At 22.2% G+C, this 18,839-nt stretch carries 22 protein-coding genes and 2 pseudogenes; 20 read left to right on the forward strand and 4 right to left on the reverse strand.

The genetic code is table 4. The features are described 5' to 3' along the window. Window positions 1-218 (reverse strand): methyltransferase domain-containing protein (locus EXC65_RS04770; RefSeq protein ID WP_408631347.1); only part of this gene is annotated, 218 nt, incomplete at its 3' end. A gap of 660 nt (window positions 219-878) precedes the next feature. Here EXC65_RS04770 and EXC65_RS04315 point away from each other — a divergent pair. The 8 genes from EXC65_RS04315 (at window position 879) to EXC65_RS04350 (ending at window position 8,811) form a co-directional block, all read left to right on the forward strand. Further along, complete coding sequence (locus tag EXC65_RS04315) at window positions 879-1,085, forward strand: hypothetical protein (protein WP_129720254.1); 207 nt, start codon at window positions 879-881, stop codon at window positions 1,083-1,085. 139 nt (window positions 1,086-1,224) lie between these two features. After that, entirely contained in the window at window positions 1,225-1,506 is a 282-nt protein-coding gene (locus EXC65_RS04320; RefSeq protein WP_129720255.1) for a hypothetical protein, read from the forward strand. An 88-nt stretch (window positions 1,507-1,594) separates the two neighbouring features. Then, complete coding sequence (locus tag EXC65_RS04325) at window positions 1,595-1,849, forward strand: hypothetical protein (protein ID WP_129720256.1); 255 nt, start codon at window positions 1,595-1,597, stop codon at window positions 1,847-1,849. An 18-nt stretch (window positions 1,850-1,867) separates the two neighbouring features. Further along, complete coding sequence (locus EXC65_RS04330) at window positions 1,868-2,413, forward strand: DUF402 domain-containing protein (protein ID WP_129720134.1); 546 nt, start codon at window positions 1,868-1,870, stop codon at window positions 2,411-2,413. 194 nt (window positions 2,414-2,607) lie between these two features. Then, window positions 2,608-4,776 carry a DUF262 domain-containing protein gene (locus tag EXC65_RS04335; protein WP_129720135.1) on the forward strand — a complete coding sequence of 723 codons (2,169 nt, stop codon included), beginning with the start codon at window positions 2,608-2,610 and terminating at the stop codon, window positions 4,774-4,776. 666 nt (window positions 4,777-5,442) lie between these two features. Further along, a complete protein-coding gene (locus EXC65_RS04340; protein ID WP_129719500.1) occupies window positions 5,443-7,005 on the forward strand; it encodes a type I restriction-modification system subunit M in 1,563 nt (520 codons plus the stop codon). A gap of 105 nt (window positions 7,006-7,110) precedes the next feature. Next, window positions 7,111-8,256 (forward strand): restriction endonuclease subunit S, encoded by a 1,146-nt coding sequence (locus tag EXC65_RS04345; RefSeq protein WP_129719499.1) that lies wholly within the window; start codon window positions 7,111-7,113, stop codon window positions 8,254-8,256. After that, window positions 8,257-8,811: a restriction endonuclease subunit S gene (locus EXC65_RS04350; protein WP_129720137.1), complete on the forward strand. Its 555-nt coding sequence runs from the start codon at window positions 8,257-8,259 to the stop codon at window positions 8,809-8,811. Here EXC65_RS04350 and EXC65_RS04645 read toward each other — a convergent pair. Next, window positions 8,730-9,152: pseudogene (locus tag EXC65_RS04645) on the reverse strand (restriction endonuclease subunit S); the annotation flags it as partial. The gene EXC65_RS04350 and the pseudogene EXC65_RS04645 overlap by 82 nt on opposite strands. An 84-nt stretch (window positions 9,153-9,236) precedes the next feature. Here EXC65_RS04645 and EXC65_RS04360 point away from each other — a divergent pair. The 3 genes from EXC65_RS04360 (at window position 9,237) to EXC65_RS04370 (ending at window position 12,865) form a co-directional block, all read left to right on the forward strand. Further along, window positions 9,237-9,533 carry a restriction endonuclease subunit S gene (locus EXC65_RS04360; protein ID WP_165001349.1) on the forward strand — a complete coding sequence of 99 codons (297 nt, stop codon included), beginning with the start codon at window positions 9,237-9,239 and terminating at the stop codon, window positions 9,531-9,533. Window positions 9,534-9,859: 326 nt separating this feature from the next. Beyond that, window positions 9,860-11,422 carry a type I restriction-modification system subunit M gene (locus EXC65_RS04365; RefSeq protein ID WP_129720139.1) on the forward strand — a complete coding sequence of 521 codons (1,563 nt, stop codon included), beginning with the start codon at window positions 9,860-9,862 and terminating at the stop codon, window positions 11,420-11,422. A gap of 708 nt (window positions 11,423-12,130) precedes the next feature. After that, complete coding sequence (locus EXC65_RS04370; protein ID WP_129720140.1) at window positions 12,131-12,865, forward strand: hypothetical protein; 735 nt, start codon at window positions 12,131-12,133, stop codon at window positions 12,863-12,865. A gap of 709 nt (window positions 12,866-13,574) precedes the next feature. Here the strand turns inward: EXC65_RS04370 and EXC65_RS04375 are convergent. Beyond that, window positions 13,575-13,862: a restriction endonuclease subunit S gene (locus tag EXC65_RS04375; RefSeq protein ID WP_129720257.1), complete on the reverse strand. Its 288-nt coding sequence runs from the start codon at window positions 13,860-13,862 to the stop codon at window positions 13,575-13,577. A gap of 221 nt (window positions 13,863-14,083) precedes the next feature. Continuing rightward, window positions 14,084-14,361, reverse strand: a pseudogene (gene rpsT, locus EXC65_RS04380) (30S ribosomal protein S20). Between the two features lie 366 nt (window positions 14,362-14,727). On the opposite strand from rpsT, the gene EXC65_RS04385 reads away from it, so the two are divergent. From EXC65_RS04385 to EXC65_RS04420, 9 genes are all read left to right on the forward strand, one after another. Beyond that, window positions 14,728-15,093, forward strand: coding sequence for a hypothetical protein (locus tag EXC65_RS04385; RefSeq protein ID WP_129720258.1), 366 nt, complete (start codon window positions 14,728-14,730; stop codon window positions 15,091-15,093). A 17-nt stretch (window positions 15,094-15,110) separates the two neighbouring features. Beyond that, on the forward strand, window positions 15,111-16,166 hold the full coding sequence (locus EXC65_RS04390; protein ID WP_456299293.1) for a DHH family phosphoesterase: 1,056 nt from the start codon (window positions 15,111-15,113) through the stop codon (window positions 16,164-16,166). Window positions 16,167-16,282: 116 nt separating this feature from the next. After that, complete coding sequence (locus EXC65_RS04395) at window positions 16,283-16,582, forward strand: DHHA1 domain-containing protein (RefSeq protein ID WP_129720260.1); 300 nt, start codon at window positions 16,283-16,285, stop codon at window positions 16,580-16,582. Continuing rightward, complete coding sequence (locus tag EXC65_RS04400) at window positions 16,563-16,766, forward strand: bL9 family ribosomal protein (protein WP_129720261.1); 204 nt, start codon at window positions 16,563-16,565, stop codon at window positions 16,764-16,766. Before EXC65_RS04395 ends, EXC65_RS04400 begins: the two co-directional genes overlap by 20 nt. Window positions 16,767-17,101: 335 nt before the next feature. Next, window positions 17,102-17,401: a hypothetical protein gene (locus EXC65_RS04405; RefSeq protein ID WP_129720262.1), complete on the forward strand. Its 300-nt coding sequence runs from the start codon at window positions 17,102-17,104 to the stop codon at window positions 17,399-17,401. Between the two features lie 127 nt (window positions 17,402-17,528). After that, entirely contained in the window at window positions 17,529-17,825 is a 297-nt protein-coding gene (locus tag EXC65_RS04695; RefSeq protein WP_276310805.1) for a DnaB-like helicase C-terminal domain-containing protein, read from the forward strand. Window positions 17,826-17,859: 34 nt separating this feature from the next. After that, window positions 17,860-18,315 carry a DnaB-like helicase C-terminal domain-containing protein gene (locus tag EXC65_RS04700; RefSeq protein ID WP_129720264.1) on the forward strand — a complete coding sequence of 152 codons (456 nt, stop codon included), beginning with the start codon at window positions 17,860-17,862 and terminating at the stop codon, window positions 18,313-18,315. Further along, window positions 18,315-18,476: a hypothetical protein gene (locus EXC65_RS04510; protein WP_165001365.1), complete on the forward strand. Its 162-nt coding sequence runs from the start codon at window positions 18,315-18,317 to the stop codon at window positions 18,474-18,476. Before EXC65_RS04700 ends, EXC65_RS04510 begins: the two co-directional genes overlap by 1 nt. A 2-nt stretch (window positions 18,477-18,478) precedes the next feature. Further along, a complete protein-coding gene (locus tag EXC65_RS04420; protein ID WP_165001366.1) occupies window positions 18,479-18,664 on the forward strand; it encodes a CNNM domain-containing protein in 186 nt (61 codons plus the stop codon). Window positions 18,665-18,839 lie beyond the last annotated feature (175 nt).

The following is an 18,839-nucleotide window of genomic DNA, read 5'->3' on the forward strand; positions in this document are numbered from 1 at the left end:
AAAAGATCTTTTATATCACACACAATAATTTTAAAATTTTGTAAATTTAATTTTTTTGCTTTTTTAGCCGCTTTTTCAGCAGCTGTTGCGTATTTTTCAATACCTACATAATTAACATTAGGGTTTTGGAATGCTAATTCTGTTATCATTTCTCCTTTGCCCATGCCCAACTCTAAAATAGTATTAGTGTTAATTGAATATGGAAAATCATTAATTAAAAAACACTATTTTCTAAATTTTTCATTGCAAGCGGATTATTTTTTAATCTCATGATAACAATTATAATACTATTTTGTTTTAAAATGTATTAAAATTAATAAGGATATTATGAAAAAATATTACTTTTTTAATAAATTTTTTTATTTTTTTGGTTTTGTTTTAATACCAACATTTTTTGCTGTTTCATGTTATGAAATTAAACAAAAAAAAAATAGAAATTAAATCTCAAAAATATAATTTTTCTATTATTCAATATTCAAAAAAATAATAATTTTTTTTTAAATGAAAATGAGCTTAATATTTTAATTCAAAATATTGAAAATAAATTATTTTTTGGTCCTGAAATAAATTTTTTAAAAAATATTATTATTGATCAAGATATATTGTTTTTTCAAAAAAGAATAATTTAAACAATGAAGGAAAATTTATCTCAAATACTCAACAAATTTTCATTAATACAGATAAATATCGAAATATAAAAAAAATTAATGATAAAATTGAAATTCTTACACAATTAATTTATCATGAATACATACATTATTTAGATAGTGTTTATCTTTCTAATAAGAGGAAATAAAAGAACAATGTTATAAAATTCTCAAATAAACAATATTTAAAAAAATTTGTGCAAAATTTTTTTAAATATTTGAATTATACAAATGATAAATTTATTAATTTTTAAGCCAAATCTATCTTTTGTAGAAAAAAATAATTTTTTTAATTTTAAAACAGCAAATGAGATTGCAAAATTAAATATGCAAAAAGAATTGACAAACAATTATTTTTTAGACCAAAAAAATAAAATGTTTAGTGTTTATGCTAAAAATGGTTTATTAACTCAAAAAATGAAACACTTGATTTTTTAATTAATTATTACTATTCTTTAGAAGAAATAATAGCTATTGAAATTTTTAAACATTTTTATCTTCCTAATAAAAATACCATTAATTATGATCAAAATTCTTTTTAAATGAATGGTCTAGAACTGCAAAAAATAATAAAAAAATGATAATTTTTTTTATTGAAAATCTTTTTGTAAATACAACAGCTTTTAGCGGTAAAATTTTAAATAATGATGATTTTATTCTAGAACTTGATAATCAAATTGAGTTATTATATAATTTATTATTAAAACAATTTAATTACGGGTTAAATATAAGTGCTGTTTTTTACAAAGATGAAACATATTTAACAAACGATTCAAAGATTAAAAATACAAGAAATTTTCTAATTATTCATTTGTTGGATAAACAAAGAAAAATATGATTTTTTAATTTTACAAAATAAAAATAATGAAAACATAAAAGTAAATTTAAATTATCAAAATAAAGAAATTTACAAAGCTAAAAAAAGTTTTGATTCAGCAAGTTATAACTTGTTATCAAATGATTATTACGTTTATACATCAGATTTTTTTAATATAGAAGAAATAAATGAACAATTTTTTCCAAAGTTTTGAAAAGATAAAAATAATAATGGTAAAATTGAACCAAATGAATTAGTAGTTGCTAATAATTTTACATTTAATAATAAAACTATTTCTTCAAAGAGAAGTTTTTTGATAATTTGTCATACGATCATCAATTTATTATTATTAATAATTTTGAAAATAAAAAATGGTTTAAAATAGTTAAAAAAAAGGGGAAACATGGAAACGCATAAATTGGAGAAATATTTTAATGTTCAAGCTTATAAGTATAATGGTAAATTGTATAGACAATGAAATGGTGTTAGAATAATTGATGATAAGAAAAACTATTTAGTTGCTTACATGAATAAAAAAACAAGAGTTCAAGAGAAAAAAACACATCGTTGAAATATTAAAAGTAATACATTGTGGTTTTTTCATAAATATAATTTTTTTAATGCAATAGTCACAATAGAAGGGAATAAGAATTATATTTATGTAAATTTGGCTTCACCTTTTTTTATGGAAGACGACACAATTAAATATATTGATTTTGATCTTGATATAAAAGTATATCATGGTAAAGAAATAAATATTATTGATAAAAATGAATTTTTTATGAATGCTAAAAAAATGGATTATTCAAAAAAACTTACTAAATTAATATTTGAAGAATTAAAAAAAATTGTTGACCTTTATTATTCTTCAGAATTTATTTTTGATAATAAATTTTTAAGCAAATATATAAAAAAAATTAAAATTATCAATAGTAAAAAAAGTTTTTAAAACAAGATACCGATTTTTTTGCATTAATCAAAAAATATAAAAACAAAAAAATATTAAGTTATTTTTATACAATTTTAGTCATAAATATTAATAATATTTTATTTAGACACTTTCTAACAATAATGTATTTTGTTTTTGAATTAAAGTTTTATTTTTATGAAAAAATAATGCTTTTTATTTTATAATTTAAAATTATGGAAATAGTAAAAAATAACATAGCTGAATTATTATTTAAAAACAATATTCAATATATCATTCCTGTTTATCAAAGAAATTATGATTGACAAAAAGAACACTGTGAAGAATTATTTGACGATGTCTTTGAAACTGAAGAAAAAAATAAACAACATTTTTTAGGTTCGATTGTTTTGGTTGAAGATGAAAAAATAAATAACTTAAGAGTCTTTTCTATTGTAGATGGTCAACAAAGATTAACCACGATTTATCTGTTGTTAAAAGCTCTATATGATACATTGGATAATGGTAATGACTTTGAATCTAAGAATCAAATGCAACAAATTGAAGAATTGCTTTTTAACTTTTCAACTTTTGATGAAATTCATTTGCAAAATAAATTGAAATTAAAACCTATTTCTAGCGATAATAAGCAATTAATTTATTTAATGACTAACAAATTATCAGAAAGAGATTTAGATTCAAATATTTGAAAAAATTACAATCATTTTATGTATTTATTCAAAAAAAAGTTAGAATTTTATTCATATTCTGAATTAGCAACAATTATTTTTAATTCTATTAAAAAACTTACTATTGTTTTTATTATGCTAGATAATAAAAATGATGACCCACAAGAAATTTTTGAAAGAATTAATTCTACAGGTAAAGAATTAATGTTGTCAGATTTAATTAGGAATTCATTATTACTTGGTGCTGACGAGGCAAATGAAAAAGCATATAATGATTATTGAGTACCAATGGAAGAATTATTAAAAAAAGATGAATTATTTGATGAATATATAAAATCTTTTTTGTATTTTGCCGGAACACTAAAACATGAAGAAAAAAGAAAGGGAAAAAATAAAAAAAATTGATATAAAATTTTTAAAAGATATTTGGAAAATAAAACAAAATTAGATGTTTTGCAAGATTTGTATAAGTTTTCACAATATTTTTATGCAATAAAAAAAAGGCATGATATTTTTTCACCAGTAGTTAATAATTTACTTAATAAAATTAATGTTTTTGCCCCAGATGATTCTTATCCATTATTTTATTGAATATTAGATGATTATAAAAATAAAATAATAGATGAAAAAGTATTGGTAAATACATTAAAATTTTTCATTAATTATTTCGTTAGACAATCTATTGCAAAAGTCAATGCAACTTATAATGAAATATTTATACAATTTCATGAAAAAGCATTTAAAAATAAAATAAAAAATAATGAAAATTATTTATTATCTTTAATGGAATTTGTTAAAACGCTTCATTCATATCCTACATATAAAATGCCAACACCTCAAGATGTACATAATGCGCTCATAGATAAACAATTATTAGGTTTAAAAAATAAAGATTATTTAGGTTATACAATTTTAAATATAGCAGAAAAAGGTTTTGCAAACTGAGCAGAAGACAGCACTCGTCTAAGCATCAAAAATAAAGCATACAAAAAATTAATATATCCTATTTTAGCTACTAATTGAAAAGATGCATTGGGTTTAGAATATACATATTTAAATGAAAATTACTTTGGTTTAATTGGTAATTGAGCAATGCTTCGATCACAACCAACTAAAAATGAAAAAAATGATTCCATATCAAATTTATTAAAAGATAAAATATTGCTTCTTGACAATTTTGAATATTCAAAAACTAATAGTACTATTTTGAATGCTATAAATTGAAAAGAATCAGAAATAAAAGAAAGAACTGAATTGTTAGCTGATTTTTTTAAATTAGAAATTAAACATGATTTTGATGAATTAGTTAATTTAATTCCAAAAATTCAAAATATAAATGATAATGAATTTAAAATTATTGATAATACAATGTATACTACTTTATCAGTTGACAATATATATGATACAAATGATAAGATTCCAATTCAATACTCTTTGTTTGGTGAAGAAAAACAAATTAATCATTGAATGGAGATTTTAACTAATATTATTAAAAAATTGTATGAATTTGTAAATCAAGCTATTTTTAGTTTTGGATTGCCTTTCATTTCAAATGAAAGAGGGTTAGAAAATGATGGCAGAGTTATTGGTGATGTTTATATTAATACACAAATTTCCACAAACGAAATTTTGGATAATATAAAAATTTTAATTCAAAAAGTTCCAATATTTACAAATGGTAATTTAATTATAACTTTCAAATTAAATAATAAATAATATAAGGTATAACTTTAAACATTAATATTTGTTTTAAAACAAAAACTAATTACAAAATTAACAAATCATATCTTTGCAAAAATAGTTTATTACATTAAATAATTTAAAAAAATTTTATTATATTTTTTTCAAAACGCTTTTAATTATAATTTTTTTAAATTTTGTTTATTTTTCAACTAATTGTTAAAACACAAATACTCACTTTACATAAAATTTTTTAATTTAACAATTTTTATATATTTTTTGGTTTATTTAAATAAAAACATTTAATTTATTTTTTAAATTTATATTAAATCTTAAAAAAACAAAACACAGCATTTAACAGCATTTAATATTAGTGTTTTGTTTTTTTTGTTAAAAATAATCTATTTACTTAATTTCATTTTGTTTAAATATAGCTAATATTTTAATTTTTTTAATTTGTTATGTTTCATTTTTTTATATTGATTTATTACATTTAATATTTTTATTATTTAAAACAACATATTTGAAAAACTAATAAAATAAAAAAAATAAAAATTTTGTAAAAAAACTCATAATTCATGTTATAATATTATTGCATCTAAAAATAAATGCAATTTTAAATAATTATTTAGCTATTTAATTAAACATTATATATAAGAATTTATATATTAAATTCAAAAAAAAAAAAAAAGAGGTAAAAAAATGTCCAAACAAAATATCGAAATCAATTATATTGATTCAATCAAAGAAAAATTATGAAAATCATGTGATGAAATGAGAGGGAATGTTCCTTCTGAACAATATATGCACATTATTATTGCTATTATATTTTTAAAAGCAATGTCTGATAAATATGAAAAAGCAGGAGAACAAATTAGAAAAAAATATTTGAATGATGGCGAAAGAAAATGATTATTAGCAAAAAAAGATTTAAATTTACTTAAAAGGTATGATGTTCAATTTATTGTGCCAGAAAGTGCCAGCTGATCAAATATTCAAAAATATATAAGTAAAGAAGAAATTGGAATAAAAATCGATGAGGCTTTATTAGCACTAGAAGAACAAAACAATTCATTAAAAGGTTTATTTGAAAAAAATTTTAGTCGTGAAGATTTAGACAAACAAAGATTAAGTAAAGTAATTAAACAGTTTTCTGACATTAATTTTTCTGAACTTAAAGAAGATTTTATAGGTAGACTATATGAATATTTTTTAGGAAACTTTTTTAGAAAACAAGGTCAAAATGGTGGAGAATTTTACACACCACAATCCATTGTGGAACTTATGGTTGCTCTTTTAGCTCCAGACAGCGATAGTAAAATTTATGATCCAGCTTGTGGAACAGGTGGAATGTTTGTTCAAGCTAAAAAATATTTAGAAAAACATAAAAAAGATATAACTCAAATGAGAGTATATGGTCAAGAATTTTCATCTACAACATGAAAATTAGCAAAAATTAACTTAATTTTAAATGGTTTTGATCCTGATGATACACATCTTGGTTCAAAAGCAGAAAGCACTTTCAAAGAAGACTTAAGTGGTTTTGAACAATTTGATATTGTATTAGCAAATCCACCATTTAATCTTAAAATATGAGAAAATGAAAATGCTTCAGATGATCCAAGATACAAATGAGGACTACCACCTACAAAAAATGCTAATTATGCTTGATTATCCCATATTTTATATAAATTAAATGAAAATGGTAGAGCAGCTGTTATTCTTGCTAATGGTGCACTTTCTTCTTCACAAAAAGAAGAGCTAAGCATTAGAAAAAAAATGCTTGAAGAAAATAAAATAGAAGCAATAATTTCTTTACCAGATAAATTATTTTACACAACTGGCATTCCTGCCACAATCTGAATTTTTAATAATAACAAATTGAATGACGATGTTATTTTTATTAATGCTGAAAATTTAGGAGAATTAGCTACTAAAAAACTTAGAGTGTTTAACACAGAAAATATTAATGAAATAGTTTCTGCTTATAATGATGCTAAGTTAAATAAAGATTTTAGTATCAAAGGTTTTGCAAAAAGAGTTTCATTAAATGAAATTAAAGAAAATGATTATTCACTTGTACCTGGAAGATACATTGATTTACTAGAAGAAGAAGTGGATAAAGAACAACTAAAAGCAGAGATTCTAGAAATTCAAAATGAACTCAAAATTTTATTTAAAGAATTCACTGATTTAATTCCTGATGTTGAAAAATCTATTGAACAAGCTATTAAATTTGCTGATGAGCAAGAAAAAGAAAAATAGAATCAATTCATTATTATTTATTTAATTAGCAACAGTCTTTCCATAAAACAAAAGCAAAAAAATATTTTATAACTACAAAAATTAAAATCAATAAGGAAAAGTAATATGAAACAAATTCAAAATACTAATATTTTCAAATTAGAAGAAATAGCTAAATTTTATCTTGGTAAAATTTTAAAAAAACCAACAGAAAGCAAAGGCGAATACCCTCTAATTTCATCTACTTCCAAAAATGATGGGATTATTGGAAAAGTTGAGACATTTAATTTTCAAAATTGTATTACATTGCCAAGATTAGGGATTGAAGATAATATTTTTATAACATTAAGGAAATATAAATTTAGTGCTACATCACACTTAATTATTGTAAAACCAAATAAAAATATTGTAATTTTAGATTTTTTATATTTACTATTAAAATCACTAAATGCTAAAATTAGTCAATATGCAATTGAGGGAGATTTAATCAAACGTTTAAGTTTGAAAAAATTAAAAAGCTTAAAGTTAAGTATTCCTGAATTAAGTATTCAAAAAGAAATTGTTCAAAATTGAAAAAAAACAAACGAAAGTCTTGTATTTTTTGAAAAATTTTTTGAAAATCCTATATTTCAAATTAATAATTTATTAGTTAAAACACTTAATTATGTTATGAATAAAAGTAATAAACAAAATTATTTATTATCTGATTTATTAGATAAACAAAAACCATATAAAATGGGTAAAATTAACTTTGAGTCAGATGATAAAAAAAATAATTTATATATTTTAACTTACAAGAGTTTCAAAAATAATAATTTAAATGACAAAATGACATTTTATGATGAAAAATTAGAAAGTTTTTTTGCTAACAAAAATGATGTTTTCTTTACTAGATTCCCAGAACCTAGTTTTGGAATTCAAAATATTTATGAAGAAAACTCAGCTGTTTTTGATAGCTCATTAGTAAAATTAAATATTGATGAAACTAAAATTCAAAAAGACTTTTTTAAATATTTTAATTATTCAAATTTTTGATTAAATTGAAAACAAAAAAATAAAACATCAACATTATTGGGCGGAATAAATTTTTTAACAATTTTAAATTTAACACTTTCACTTCCAACATTAGCAAATCAACAAAAAATGATATTAATTATAAATAAACTTGAAAAATTAATAAAAATATTAACAAATATACAAAATAAAATACAGAAAATAATTTTGATTAATAATCAAATTATATTTAAAAAAATTAAAGAAAGGAGTTCATAAATGGCAATTTATAAACTTGGTGAAATAATTCAAGTAATTTCAGGTAATAGCAAACTTACAAAAAAATATGTAGATGTAAATAATGGTGAATTTGGTGTTGTATCTAGTAGTTCATTTAATAATGGAATTTTCGGTTATATAAATACATTTATGTATGAAAAAGGAATTACAATTTCTAAAGATGGTAGTATTGGAAATGTTTTTTGACAAGATAAACCATTTTCTATTAATACAGGCGCATTTTTAGTTAAACCAAAAGATTTAAGCATTATAAGCGAAAAATATTTATTTTTTCTTTTAAAAACAAAAGAAAAAAGACTAAAACAAATAGGTGATGGCAGTGTAATCAAACATATTTATGCAAAAGATATTAATAACTTAGAAGCTATTATTCCTGATTTGAAAACCCAAAATTCAATAATAGATATTATTGAATTTTGGATTTCTAAAGGTGGAATATTAATGTTAAATTTCTTTACTAAACTTAAATTTAAATTTTTTTGTGTAGTTCCTGAAGAAAATTTTAAAAAATTATTTTTATTTTTTATTAAATAAAAATATAAATATTTTTGAATTACAATATGTGGGTTTGGAATGATTTTGCAAAAAGACTGATTAATATATAAATCATTATTTTCAAAGTTAATTGCAACAATTCCAGGTGTAGCGTACATAGAATAAACCATTTCATTTTTATTCAATTTTATTAATTTGTGTTTTAAAGGATCAAAATTATATTTTCCAATTTCACCTTGAATTTGATTACTTTTTAAATTTTTAACTAAAAGTCAATTGACTCCACCATATTCACTTTTAAAAGCTTCAATATTTTTTACTCCATTAGGTCCTCTACCAGAAATTACATTAGAAATTTCCCCAAGTTTATAAATTGCCATTTATAAATAAAACCCAACACATTTTAAAAAATAAATGCGTTGGGTTTTTGTATGTTTTTTTGTATGTAAATAGCAATTTATGAATTGAATAAAATTGTTAAATTTTTAAAAGGTAAAAATATAAAACAAAATGAAACACTAGAAAATGGTGAATTTAATGTTTATTCATCAAAAACAAAAAATAATGGTATTTTTGGTAAACTTAATACTTTTATTTTTGATAATGAATATATATTAATTACAAGTCATGGTCCATATGCTGGAACAGTTATTTATGTAAATGAGAAATTTTCTACTACAAGTAACTCTTTTGTTTTAAAACTTGATAATAATATTGTAGATACAAAATTTTTATTTTATTTATTAAAAATGAGCAATTAAATTTAAACACAATCGCTAAAGGTCCTGCTCAAAGTTTCTTAAGCAATAATGATTTATTATATTATATAGTGTAAAAATTCCTCCTTTAAAAACACAAAATTCAATAAAAGATATTAATTAAAGAAACAAAAAAATACTTTTCAAAATCACGAAAAAGAAATTTTTAATAAAAAATAAAAATTTTGTAAAAAAACTCATAATTCATGTTATAATATTATTGCATCTAAAAATAAATGCAATTTTAAATAATTATTTAGCTATTTAATTAAAAATTATATATAAGAATTTATATATTAAATTCAAAAAAAAAAAAAAGAGGTAAAAAAATGTCCAAACAAAATATCGAAATCAATTATATTGATTCAATCAAAGAAAAATTATGAAAATCATGTGATGAAATGAAAGGGAAGGTTTCTTCTGAACAATATATGCACATTATTATTGCTATTATATTTTTAAAAGCAATGTCTGATAAATATGAAAAAGCAGGAGAACAAATTAGAAAAAAATATTTGAATGATGGTGAAAGAAAATGATTATTAGCAAAAAAAGATTTAAATTTACTTAAAAGGTATGATGTTCAATTTATTGTGCCAGAAAGTGCCAGCTGATCAAATATTCAAAAATATATAAGTAAAGAAGAAATTGGGATAAAAATCGATGAGGCTTTATTAGCGCTAGAAGAACAAAACAATTCATTAAAAGGTTTATTTGAAAAAAATTTTAGTCGTGAAGATTTAGACAAACAAAAATTAAGTAAAGTAATTAAACAGTTTTCTGACATTAATTTTTCTGAACTTAAAGAAGATTTTATAGGTGGACTATATGAATATTTTTTAGGAAACTTTTTTAGAAAACAAGGTCAAAATGGTGCAGAATTTTACACACCACAATCAATTGTAGAACTTATGGTTGCTATTTTAGCTCCAGACAGCGATAGTAAAATTTATGATCCAGCTTGTGGAACAGGTGGAATGTTTGTTCAAGCTAAAAAATATTTAGAAAAACATAAAAAAGATATAACCCAAATGAGAGTATATGGTCAAGAATTTTCATCTACAACATGAAAATTAGCAAAAATTAACTTAATTTTAAATGGTTTTGATCCTGATGATACATATCTTGGTTCCAAAGCAGAAAGCACTTTCAAAGAAGACTTAAGTGGTTTTGAACAATTTGATATTGTATTAGCAAATCCACCATTTAATCTTGAAATATGAGAAAATGAAAATGCTTCAGATGATCCAAGATACAAATGAGGACTACCGCCTGCAACGAATGCTAATTATGCTTGATTATCACATATTTTATATAAATTAAATAAAAATGGTAGAGCAGCTGTTATTCTTGCTAATGGTGCACTTTCTTCTTCGCAAAAAGAAGAGCTAAGCATTAGAAAAAAAATGCTTGAAGAAAATAAAATAGAAGCAATAATTTCTTTACCAGTTAAATTATTTTATACAACAACTATTCCTGCCACAATCTGAATTTTTAATAATAACAAATTAAATGACGATGTTATCTTTATTAATGCTGAAAATTTAGGAGAATTAGCTACTAAAAAACTTAGAGTGTTTAACACAGAAAATATTAATGAAATAGTTTCTGCTTATAATGATGCTAAGTTAAATAAAGATTTTAGTATCAAAGGTTTTGCAAAAAGAGTTTCATTAAATGAAATTAAAGAAAATGATTATTCACTTGTACCTGGAAGATACATTGATTTACTAGAAGAAGAAGTGGATAAAGAACAACTAAAAGCAGAAATTTTAGAAATTGAAAATGAATTAGAAATTTTATTTAATGAGTTCACTAATTTAATTCCTGATGTTAAAAAATCTATTAAAAAAGCAATTAAATTTGCTAATGAGCAAGAAAAAGAAAAATAAAACTTATTTCTTATTATTTAATTAAAATTAAACCTTTTGTTATATGAAGAGAGTAGTCTATAAAAAATCAATTATTTAAGCATTTTTTATCGCTTATTGCTATATTCGGGACTAGTGGTATGTCTTAATGACTTTTTAATTCTCTAAATTTTTAGGAGTGAAACAATCGGGGTTATCATTTATTAATTCGGCAACTTCTTGGCCACTCATTGGCTCAAATTGTCCCCATGAAAAGATGCCAAACACGGGGGGGTGCTCTCCTCAGCTCTTTGTAAGAAGTGGATCACTTCAAAAAAGTTATTAATTCCCTCAAAGGTAGAAACTTCCCCAAGTAATTGGTTAACTGTTTTATTTTCTAAATAGTCCAAGTCTTCAGAGTCTAGAACATCTATTCCCTTACTTCTTAACTCTTCTATGTTAATAGTAAAGTTTTCCAATATGTGAGAAATTTGGATTAAGTTTGTGCCTTTTAATGTTTTTAAATCTTTGATTAATTGTTCTAATTTTTAAATTGTTTAAAGCCTCCTTTCTATTTTTTTTTATTAATGATCCATAGTTTAAGTTTTTTAATCACTCTTTTAAGTTTACCTTAGGGTAGACATTCACAAATTAATAAAATCTATAGACTACTCTCTTCATATAACAAAAGCATCAATACACCATATCAGAACACCAAACTACAAAACCAATATTCAAGGAGACGAAAAAATGAAATTATATAAAGAGTTATCAATAAAAAAGAGACCTACTGAAGAAAAGAACATGTTTAAAATTATAAAAAATATGTTTAATGAAGTAAAAAAAGGAAGGGAATACACCCTTTACATAGCAGAAGATGATCGAACAATAATAGAAATAGATAGTAACAAAGAGTTAGATAAGTTATTAGAAAAGCATCCAGAAATATTTAAAGATATAAAATATAACAAAACTAAATCAAAGTTATTTATGAACAATTTAAATGAAACCTACTTTTTAAAAAGAGTAATTAATGTCTACGAAAATATAAAGATTGCTAGTTATTGATACAATAGGGTTAATAATAAGTTATACATTGTTACAAGAAGTGATATCAAATCTAAGTATGGTTACAAAACAAAAGATAAAAAGATTGATTACATCCCATTATTCGAACCTGTAAAAATTATTTACAAAATCTACCAAGCAAAAGTTCTATATGTTAGAGAAGCGTTTGTGTATGCAAGTATTTTAACAGCACTATTTCTTAACAAAAAATCACAAGAGATTCTCAAAACTAATAGTAAATTAAGAAACTTTAAACTTGAAGTGACAGAAAAAAGAATTATGAGTAGAACTGTGATTATGAATCGAGTAAAGTTAGAACAAAAAAATCATATAATTAGGTATGATGATGTTGAGAATTATCGTTACACTATGGGTGAATCATGAGATAAAATAACATATAAATTTAAAGAGAAATAATCATAAATGTTAGTCATTTTGAAAATAATTTCTTTGTATTCGATATTGAGTTGTTTGAAAATGAAAATAATACCTACTTTTGGTCTTTAGCATATCAAGTAGTTACAAGAGAAGGTGATAAGTTTATTGCTAAAAGAAAAGGTTATTTAGATAGTTATCATAATAATAGTACTGATTTAAATTTATTAATAAACTTCTATAGAAAAAGTTATATGATACAAGAGCAAAACAATTAGAACAGATACTATTATTATTCAATTAAAACTAAACCTTTTGTTATATGAAGAGAGTAGTTTATAAAAAAAATCAATTATTCAGGCCTTTCTTCTTAGAGTTATATTTAATTTATTTTGTAATTTGTAAGCATTTTTTTACTGTCCACTATAGTTTACTTTAATGTAGACATTCATGATTTAATATAAATTTTTATAGACTACTCTCTTCATATAACAAAAGTACCGAAACACCATCTTAGAACACCAAACTAAAAAACCAACATTCAAGGAGAAAACAAATGAAAACAATCAAACTTATTAAATTAATGATAAAAAACTTTAAAGGTATTAATACTGAAGAAAATAAAAAAAAATCAATATCAAAATTCCACTACTTGAAACCTAAAATTTAATAATATCTATATTGAATTTTGAATATTTAATAATGGGATTTTCACTTTAAAATCTATTAGATCATTTTTATTTATGTTAGGTTATGCACTTATTCTCTTACCAAAACGCTCATCTTTTTTTATTTCCAAGTAAAAAATAAAGATATTTGTTAGTGATAATGTTTGATTGTTTACTATTAATCAAACACTTTGCATTATAGAAAATTTGCCTTTTCTATAAAAAAATTTTCCACAATTAGCTCCACTACCAGCAATTGTTATATAATAATCTTCAAAATCATATTCATTAATTTTAGTTATTGGTTTTTCGTCAATGGTTTTAGAAGAATATATGTCATAAATACCTTTATTTCGTTTACATCATTGCATATTTTGTTTTCCATCACCTAAAATAAATTTTAAAATATCGTTTGTGTAAAAAGATATTTATAAAAATTATTATTATTATTATTATTATTTTATTTAGTTTGTGTTATTTTTAAAACATTTAAATATAAAATATTTTAAATTAAAAAAATGCATCATTATAATTTAGGGAATAAAATTTAATGATGCATTTATAAATTAAAATAAAAAAATAAATTTATTAATTAGTTGCTAGAACTAGGATTTAAATTTTTGTTAACAAAAAGATCAAGTCTAGAAATTTTTCTTGAACCATTATTTCTGTGTAAAACACCTTTTGAAACAGCTGTATTAACTTCTTTGTGAGCTTTTGAAACTAATTCTTGAGCATTGCTTTGTTTAGCGACAATAGCCAATTTGGCTTTTTAATAGCTTTTCTTAATCTTGATTTAATAGCTGCATTTCTTACTCTGGATTTTTCATTTGTTTTAATTCTTTTGATCTTTGATTTTATATTTGCCATTATCCACCTCTATTTATTAAGTTTAAATAATTCTAGTTCTATAATTTATAATTTTAACTTTAATTAAAATTTATATATTTATTAAAAATTAAAAGTATTTAAATTTTAACACAAAAATATTTTTTAAAACAATATTTTTATTTTTAAAGTATTTTTATAATTTATTTAATGTGAAAAAAATTGTTTTGTTTTATAATTTAAAATATGAAATTTAGACCCAAGTTTTTAGAATTAGTAATAATTTTTTTTGTTATTTTCACTAGTTTTATTTTGCTTTCATTAATTATTTTGCAGTTTATAACATTCCCATTGTGATTTTCATCAATAATTATTATACTCAACCTTATTTTAATTAATTATTTGTTTATGAAAATTATCAAATATTACTTAAGAAGAACTAATGTTGTTAATTCATCTATTTATGAATATGTAAATGATGTAGTGGAAGAAAATAATTTAGGTTTAATTTTATATTCTGCAAATGGAAAGATAATTTGAATTTCTTCTTTTATTAAAAAAAGATTTGGTGAACAAATAATAGGGAAAAGCGTTGATTTTTTATTTAATGATGAAAAGCAAAATAGCAATTTAAATATTTTAGATTATGAATGAGACTACAAACATTCTGGTTTTGAATATCGTATCAAAAAATATAATGATAAAAACATTATTACAATAAGTGATGTTACAATTTCTGAAAATATTTTAAAGAATTATATAAATGAAAAATAGTTGTAGGTGAATTAGAGATTGATAATTATCATTTGTTATCAACTGTTATGGTTCAAGAAGATTTTTTCAAATATCAAATTACTGCAGTTAATTTGTTAGAAGAAATTTCAAGTAAAATGAATTTTTCATATAAACAGTATGCTAATGGTAAATTTTTACTAATAACAAATTATGAAAATTTTGCTAAATTTAGAACAAAAAATTTTGACACTTTTAAAGAAATCGAAACTAAATTATCAAATTACAAAGTTGCGAATCAACCCATAACTTTTTCAATAGGATTTGCTTATGGAACAGATGAAATTTTAAAATTAAATCAACTTGCAAAAGATGCTTTGCTTTTTTCAAAAACAAGAGGTGGTAACCAAGTTACAGTTTTTAAATATGGTAATAAACCGATTGTTTATGGTTCAAATATGGAAATTGAACCAAGTATTAGTAGAAGTGAACTTAATTATGTTTCTAAAAATTTATTAAATAGGCTTAAAAAACCAGAAATAAAAAATATTATTATTTATGGTCATAAGTTTTCAGATTTAGATGCATTAGGTTCTGCATATGGACTAGGTCATTTTTTAGTAAATTATTCTAAATATAAGTACAAGCAAAAGAAAAATTTTTATATTCAAAATTCTACTTTTGATACAACAACTGAAATGTTTATAAGAGCAAATATAAATTTCTTTCCTGATAAAATATTTATTAAACCATCAGTTGCTAAAAAAATGACTGATGAAAATACAATTGTAATTATGGTTGATACAGCAGATAGAAAAAGAATTGAAAATGAAGATGCTTTTGCTAAAACTAAACCGGAAAATGTCTTTATTTTTGATCACCATAGAATTGGTGATCAAAATCTTGAATTTATATCCAGTGGAAATGAATATATAGATACAACAACTTCTTCAACATCAGAGATAGTTACAGATATTATAAATTTATATACAACATCAGAAGTTAAATTTATTGACAGTTTTATAGCTCAAATGTTATTAAATGGTATTTATATGGATACAAAACAATTTTCTAAATCTACTTCTACTAAAACTTTGATGCAGCAGCATTTTTAATTACATATGGAGCACAAAGTAAAATTTCAGTTGAAACATTAAAATATAGCGAAGAAATTTTCAATTTAATTAAAGAATTAACATATAAGCATGAAGAAGTAAAACCCGGTTATCTTATGGCATATTCTAAGCAAGAAGCAGATATTGATGTTATTTCTATGGCAGCAGATTTTATGCTTAATGTACAAGGTAGACAAGCTGTATTTATTATAGCTAAAATAAAAAATGGAGATAAATATAAAATGTCAGCAAGAAGTAATGGAACAGCTAATGTTCAAATTATTGCTGAAAGAGTTGGTGGTGGTGGTCACTTCGCTGCATCAGCAGCTGAAAGTTCAGGTGAAACTCTTGAGGTTTTTGTTGATAATATAAGACAAGCAATAGTGAGTGTGAAAAATGAAAGTAATAATAATTAAAGAATTTAATAAAGATTATAAATTAAATCAAGTTGTGGAAGTATCTGATGGTTATGCTAAAAACTTTTTAATTAAAAATGGCTATGCTCTCCCAGTGAATAAAACAACAACTTTATTTTTAGAAAAAAGAATGAAGAAGAAAACAATAAAATTAAACAAAAAGTTGAAGAAGCGAAGCAATTAGCTGAAAAATTAACAATACTATATAGAATTTAAACTAAAGGCACACAATGATGTTCCTCATAATTCAATTACAGCTAAAAAAATTCATAAAAAATTAGAAGAATTGAATATCAACTTCCAAAACATACTCTAGAAGAACATATTCATATTAATTCTTTTGGTTTAAGATCACTTAACATTAAATTACATAAAGATGTTATAGCACATTTAAGAATAAAGGTTATAAAACAAGATGTCTAGAAATTATATTTAACTGAAGATGTTGAAAACTCGATTATAAGTTATATTTTATTAAACAAAGAAGAACATAATAAAATTATCCCTTATATTGAAAAAATGATTTTACTGACCAAAAATAAGATAGTTTTGAAGCATGAGTGATTTATTTTTTGCTTCAAAAACTGTTGATCAAATTATATTTTAAATTGAATTAACGAAAAAAATGCAAATTCATATGTAAAAGAAGTATCGGATTTGCTTATTTATTTAGAAGATGCACCATATTATTCAACTGTGCGTGAAGCGATGAGTTTACTCATAGAAAAATCAAATTTAAGAAAAGCTAAAATTGCTATTGATTTTGCTGTAAAGAAATCAACACTAATGAAACAGTTAATGCAGAAATATTTTAAATAATTTTGAAGCAAAATTAATCGAAATATCACGGGGTGTTGAAATTAAAGATTTTCAAGAAATAAAAAAAATTACACAAGAAATTCTTAATGATTTATTTTCTAGAAAAAATGATCAAAATCTTAAAGGAATTAGTACAGGTTTTCCAAGTTTAGATCGTATAACTTCAGGTTTACAAAATGGTGATTTAATAATTCTAGCAGCAAGACCTTCTATGGGAAAAACAGCAATGGCTCTTAATTTAGCGCGTAATGCTGTAGAAAATGATAAAACATGTGCTTTTTTTTCTTTAGAAATGCAAGCTAGTCAGCTTGTTACAAGGATTTTAGCTTCTAACACAGGTATTGAAGGTAATTCTTTTAAAAAACCTCATTTATTAACTAGTTATGAATGACTAAATATTTCAGAGCATATAAAAAAAAATTAATAATTATAAACTTTTTATTGATGATTCAGGAGGTTTGAAACTTCATGAGTTGATTTGAAAAACTAAAAAATTAATGAATAGAATTAAAAAAATTGATTTAATTATAGTAGATTATCTACAACTGATTGATTTAGCAAGTTCAGGCAATAATAGACAGGTAGAAGTTTCTAAAATATCTAGACAACTAAAACAGTTGGCAAGAGAAATTAATTGCCCTGTTATTGCATTATCACAATTATCAAGAAAAGTTGAAGAAAGAGAAGATAAAAGACCATTGATGTCAGATCTTAGAGAATCAGGTGCTATTGAGCAAGATGCTGATATTGTAGCATTTTTACATAGACCTAATTATTATAAAAAAGATGTGCCTAAAAATGAAATTCAAGATACCAATTTAATTATTGCTAAGCATAGAAATGGAGCAACAGGGGATATTGTGTTACAATTTGACCCAAAAATAGGTTTATTTTTTGAAGAAGGTGAATCATAATGCAAGATTTGAAATTAATTATTTTATCATTATTAATATTTATATTAGTGATAATTTCATCTTTATCATCAGCTTCTGAAACATCATTTTTATCAATTAAACAGCCAAACTTGAAGATTATTTTAAAGATAAACACCAATTCGTTAAAAAGAAAATTTTAAAATTGCATAAAAAATTTTCAGGCACTTTATCAACAATTTTGTTAATTAATAATATTGTTAATATTGCAGCATCTGCAACTATGAGTGCTATAGTTAGTTCATTAAGTTTAAATAATAATTGAGAAATATTATATCAAACAGCTATTATGACACCTATTATTGTTTTAATTGGGTGAAATTATCCCTAAAATTATTGCGAGAAAATTCCCAATAACTTTTTTAAAAAATACTTGATGAATTATATATTTTTTTTATTATTTATTTTGACCAATTACATTTTTGATTTCTAAAATTTCAAAGGAAAATCCTATCACCAATACAGAAAGCGAACTTAAATATATTATTGATATTGCAGGAAAAGAA

Origin of the sequence: Mesomycoplasma neurolyticum (assembly GCF_900660485.1) — a bacterium.
GTDB lineage: Bacteria > Bacillota_I > Bacilli_A > Mycoplasmatales > Metamycoplasmataceae > Mesomycoplasma_A > Mesomycoplasma_A neurolyticum.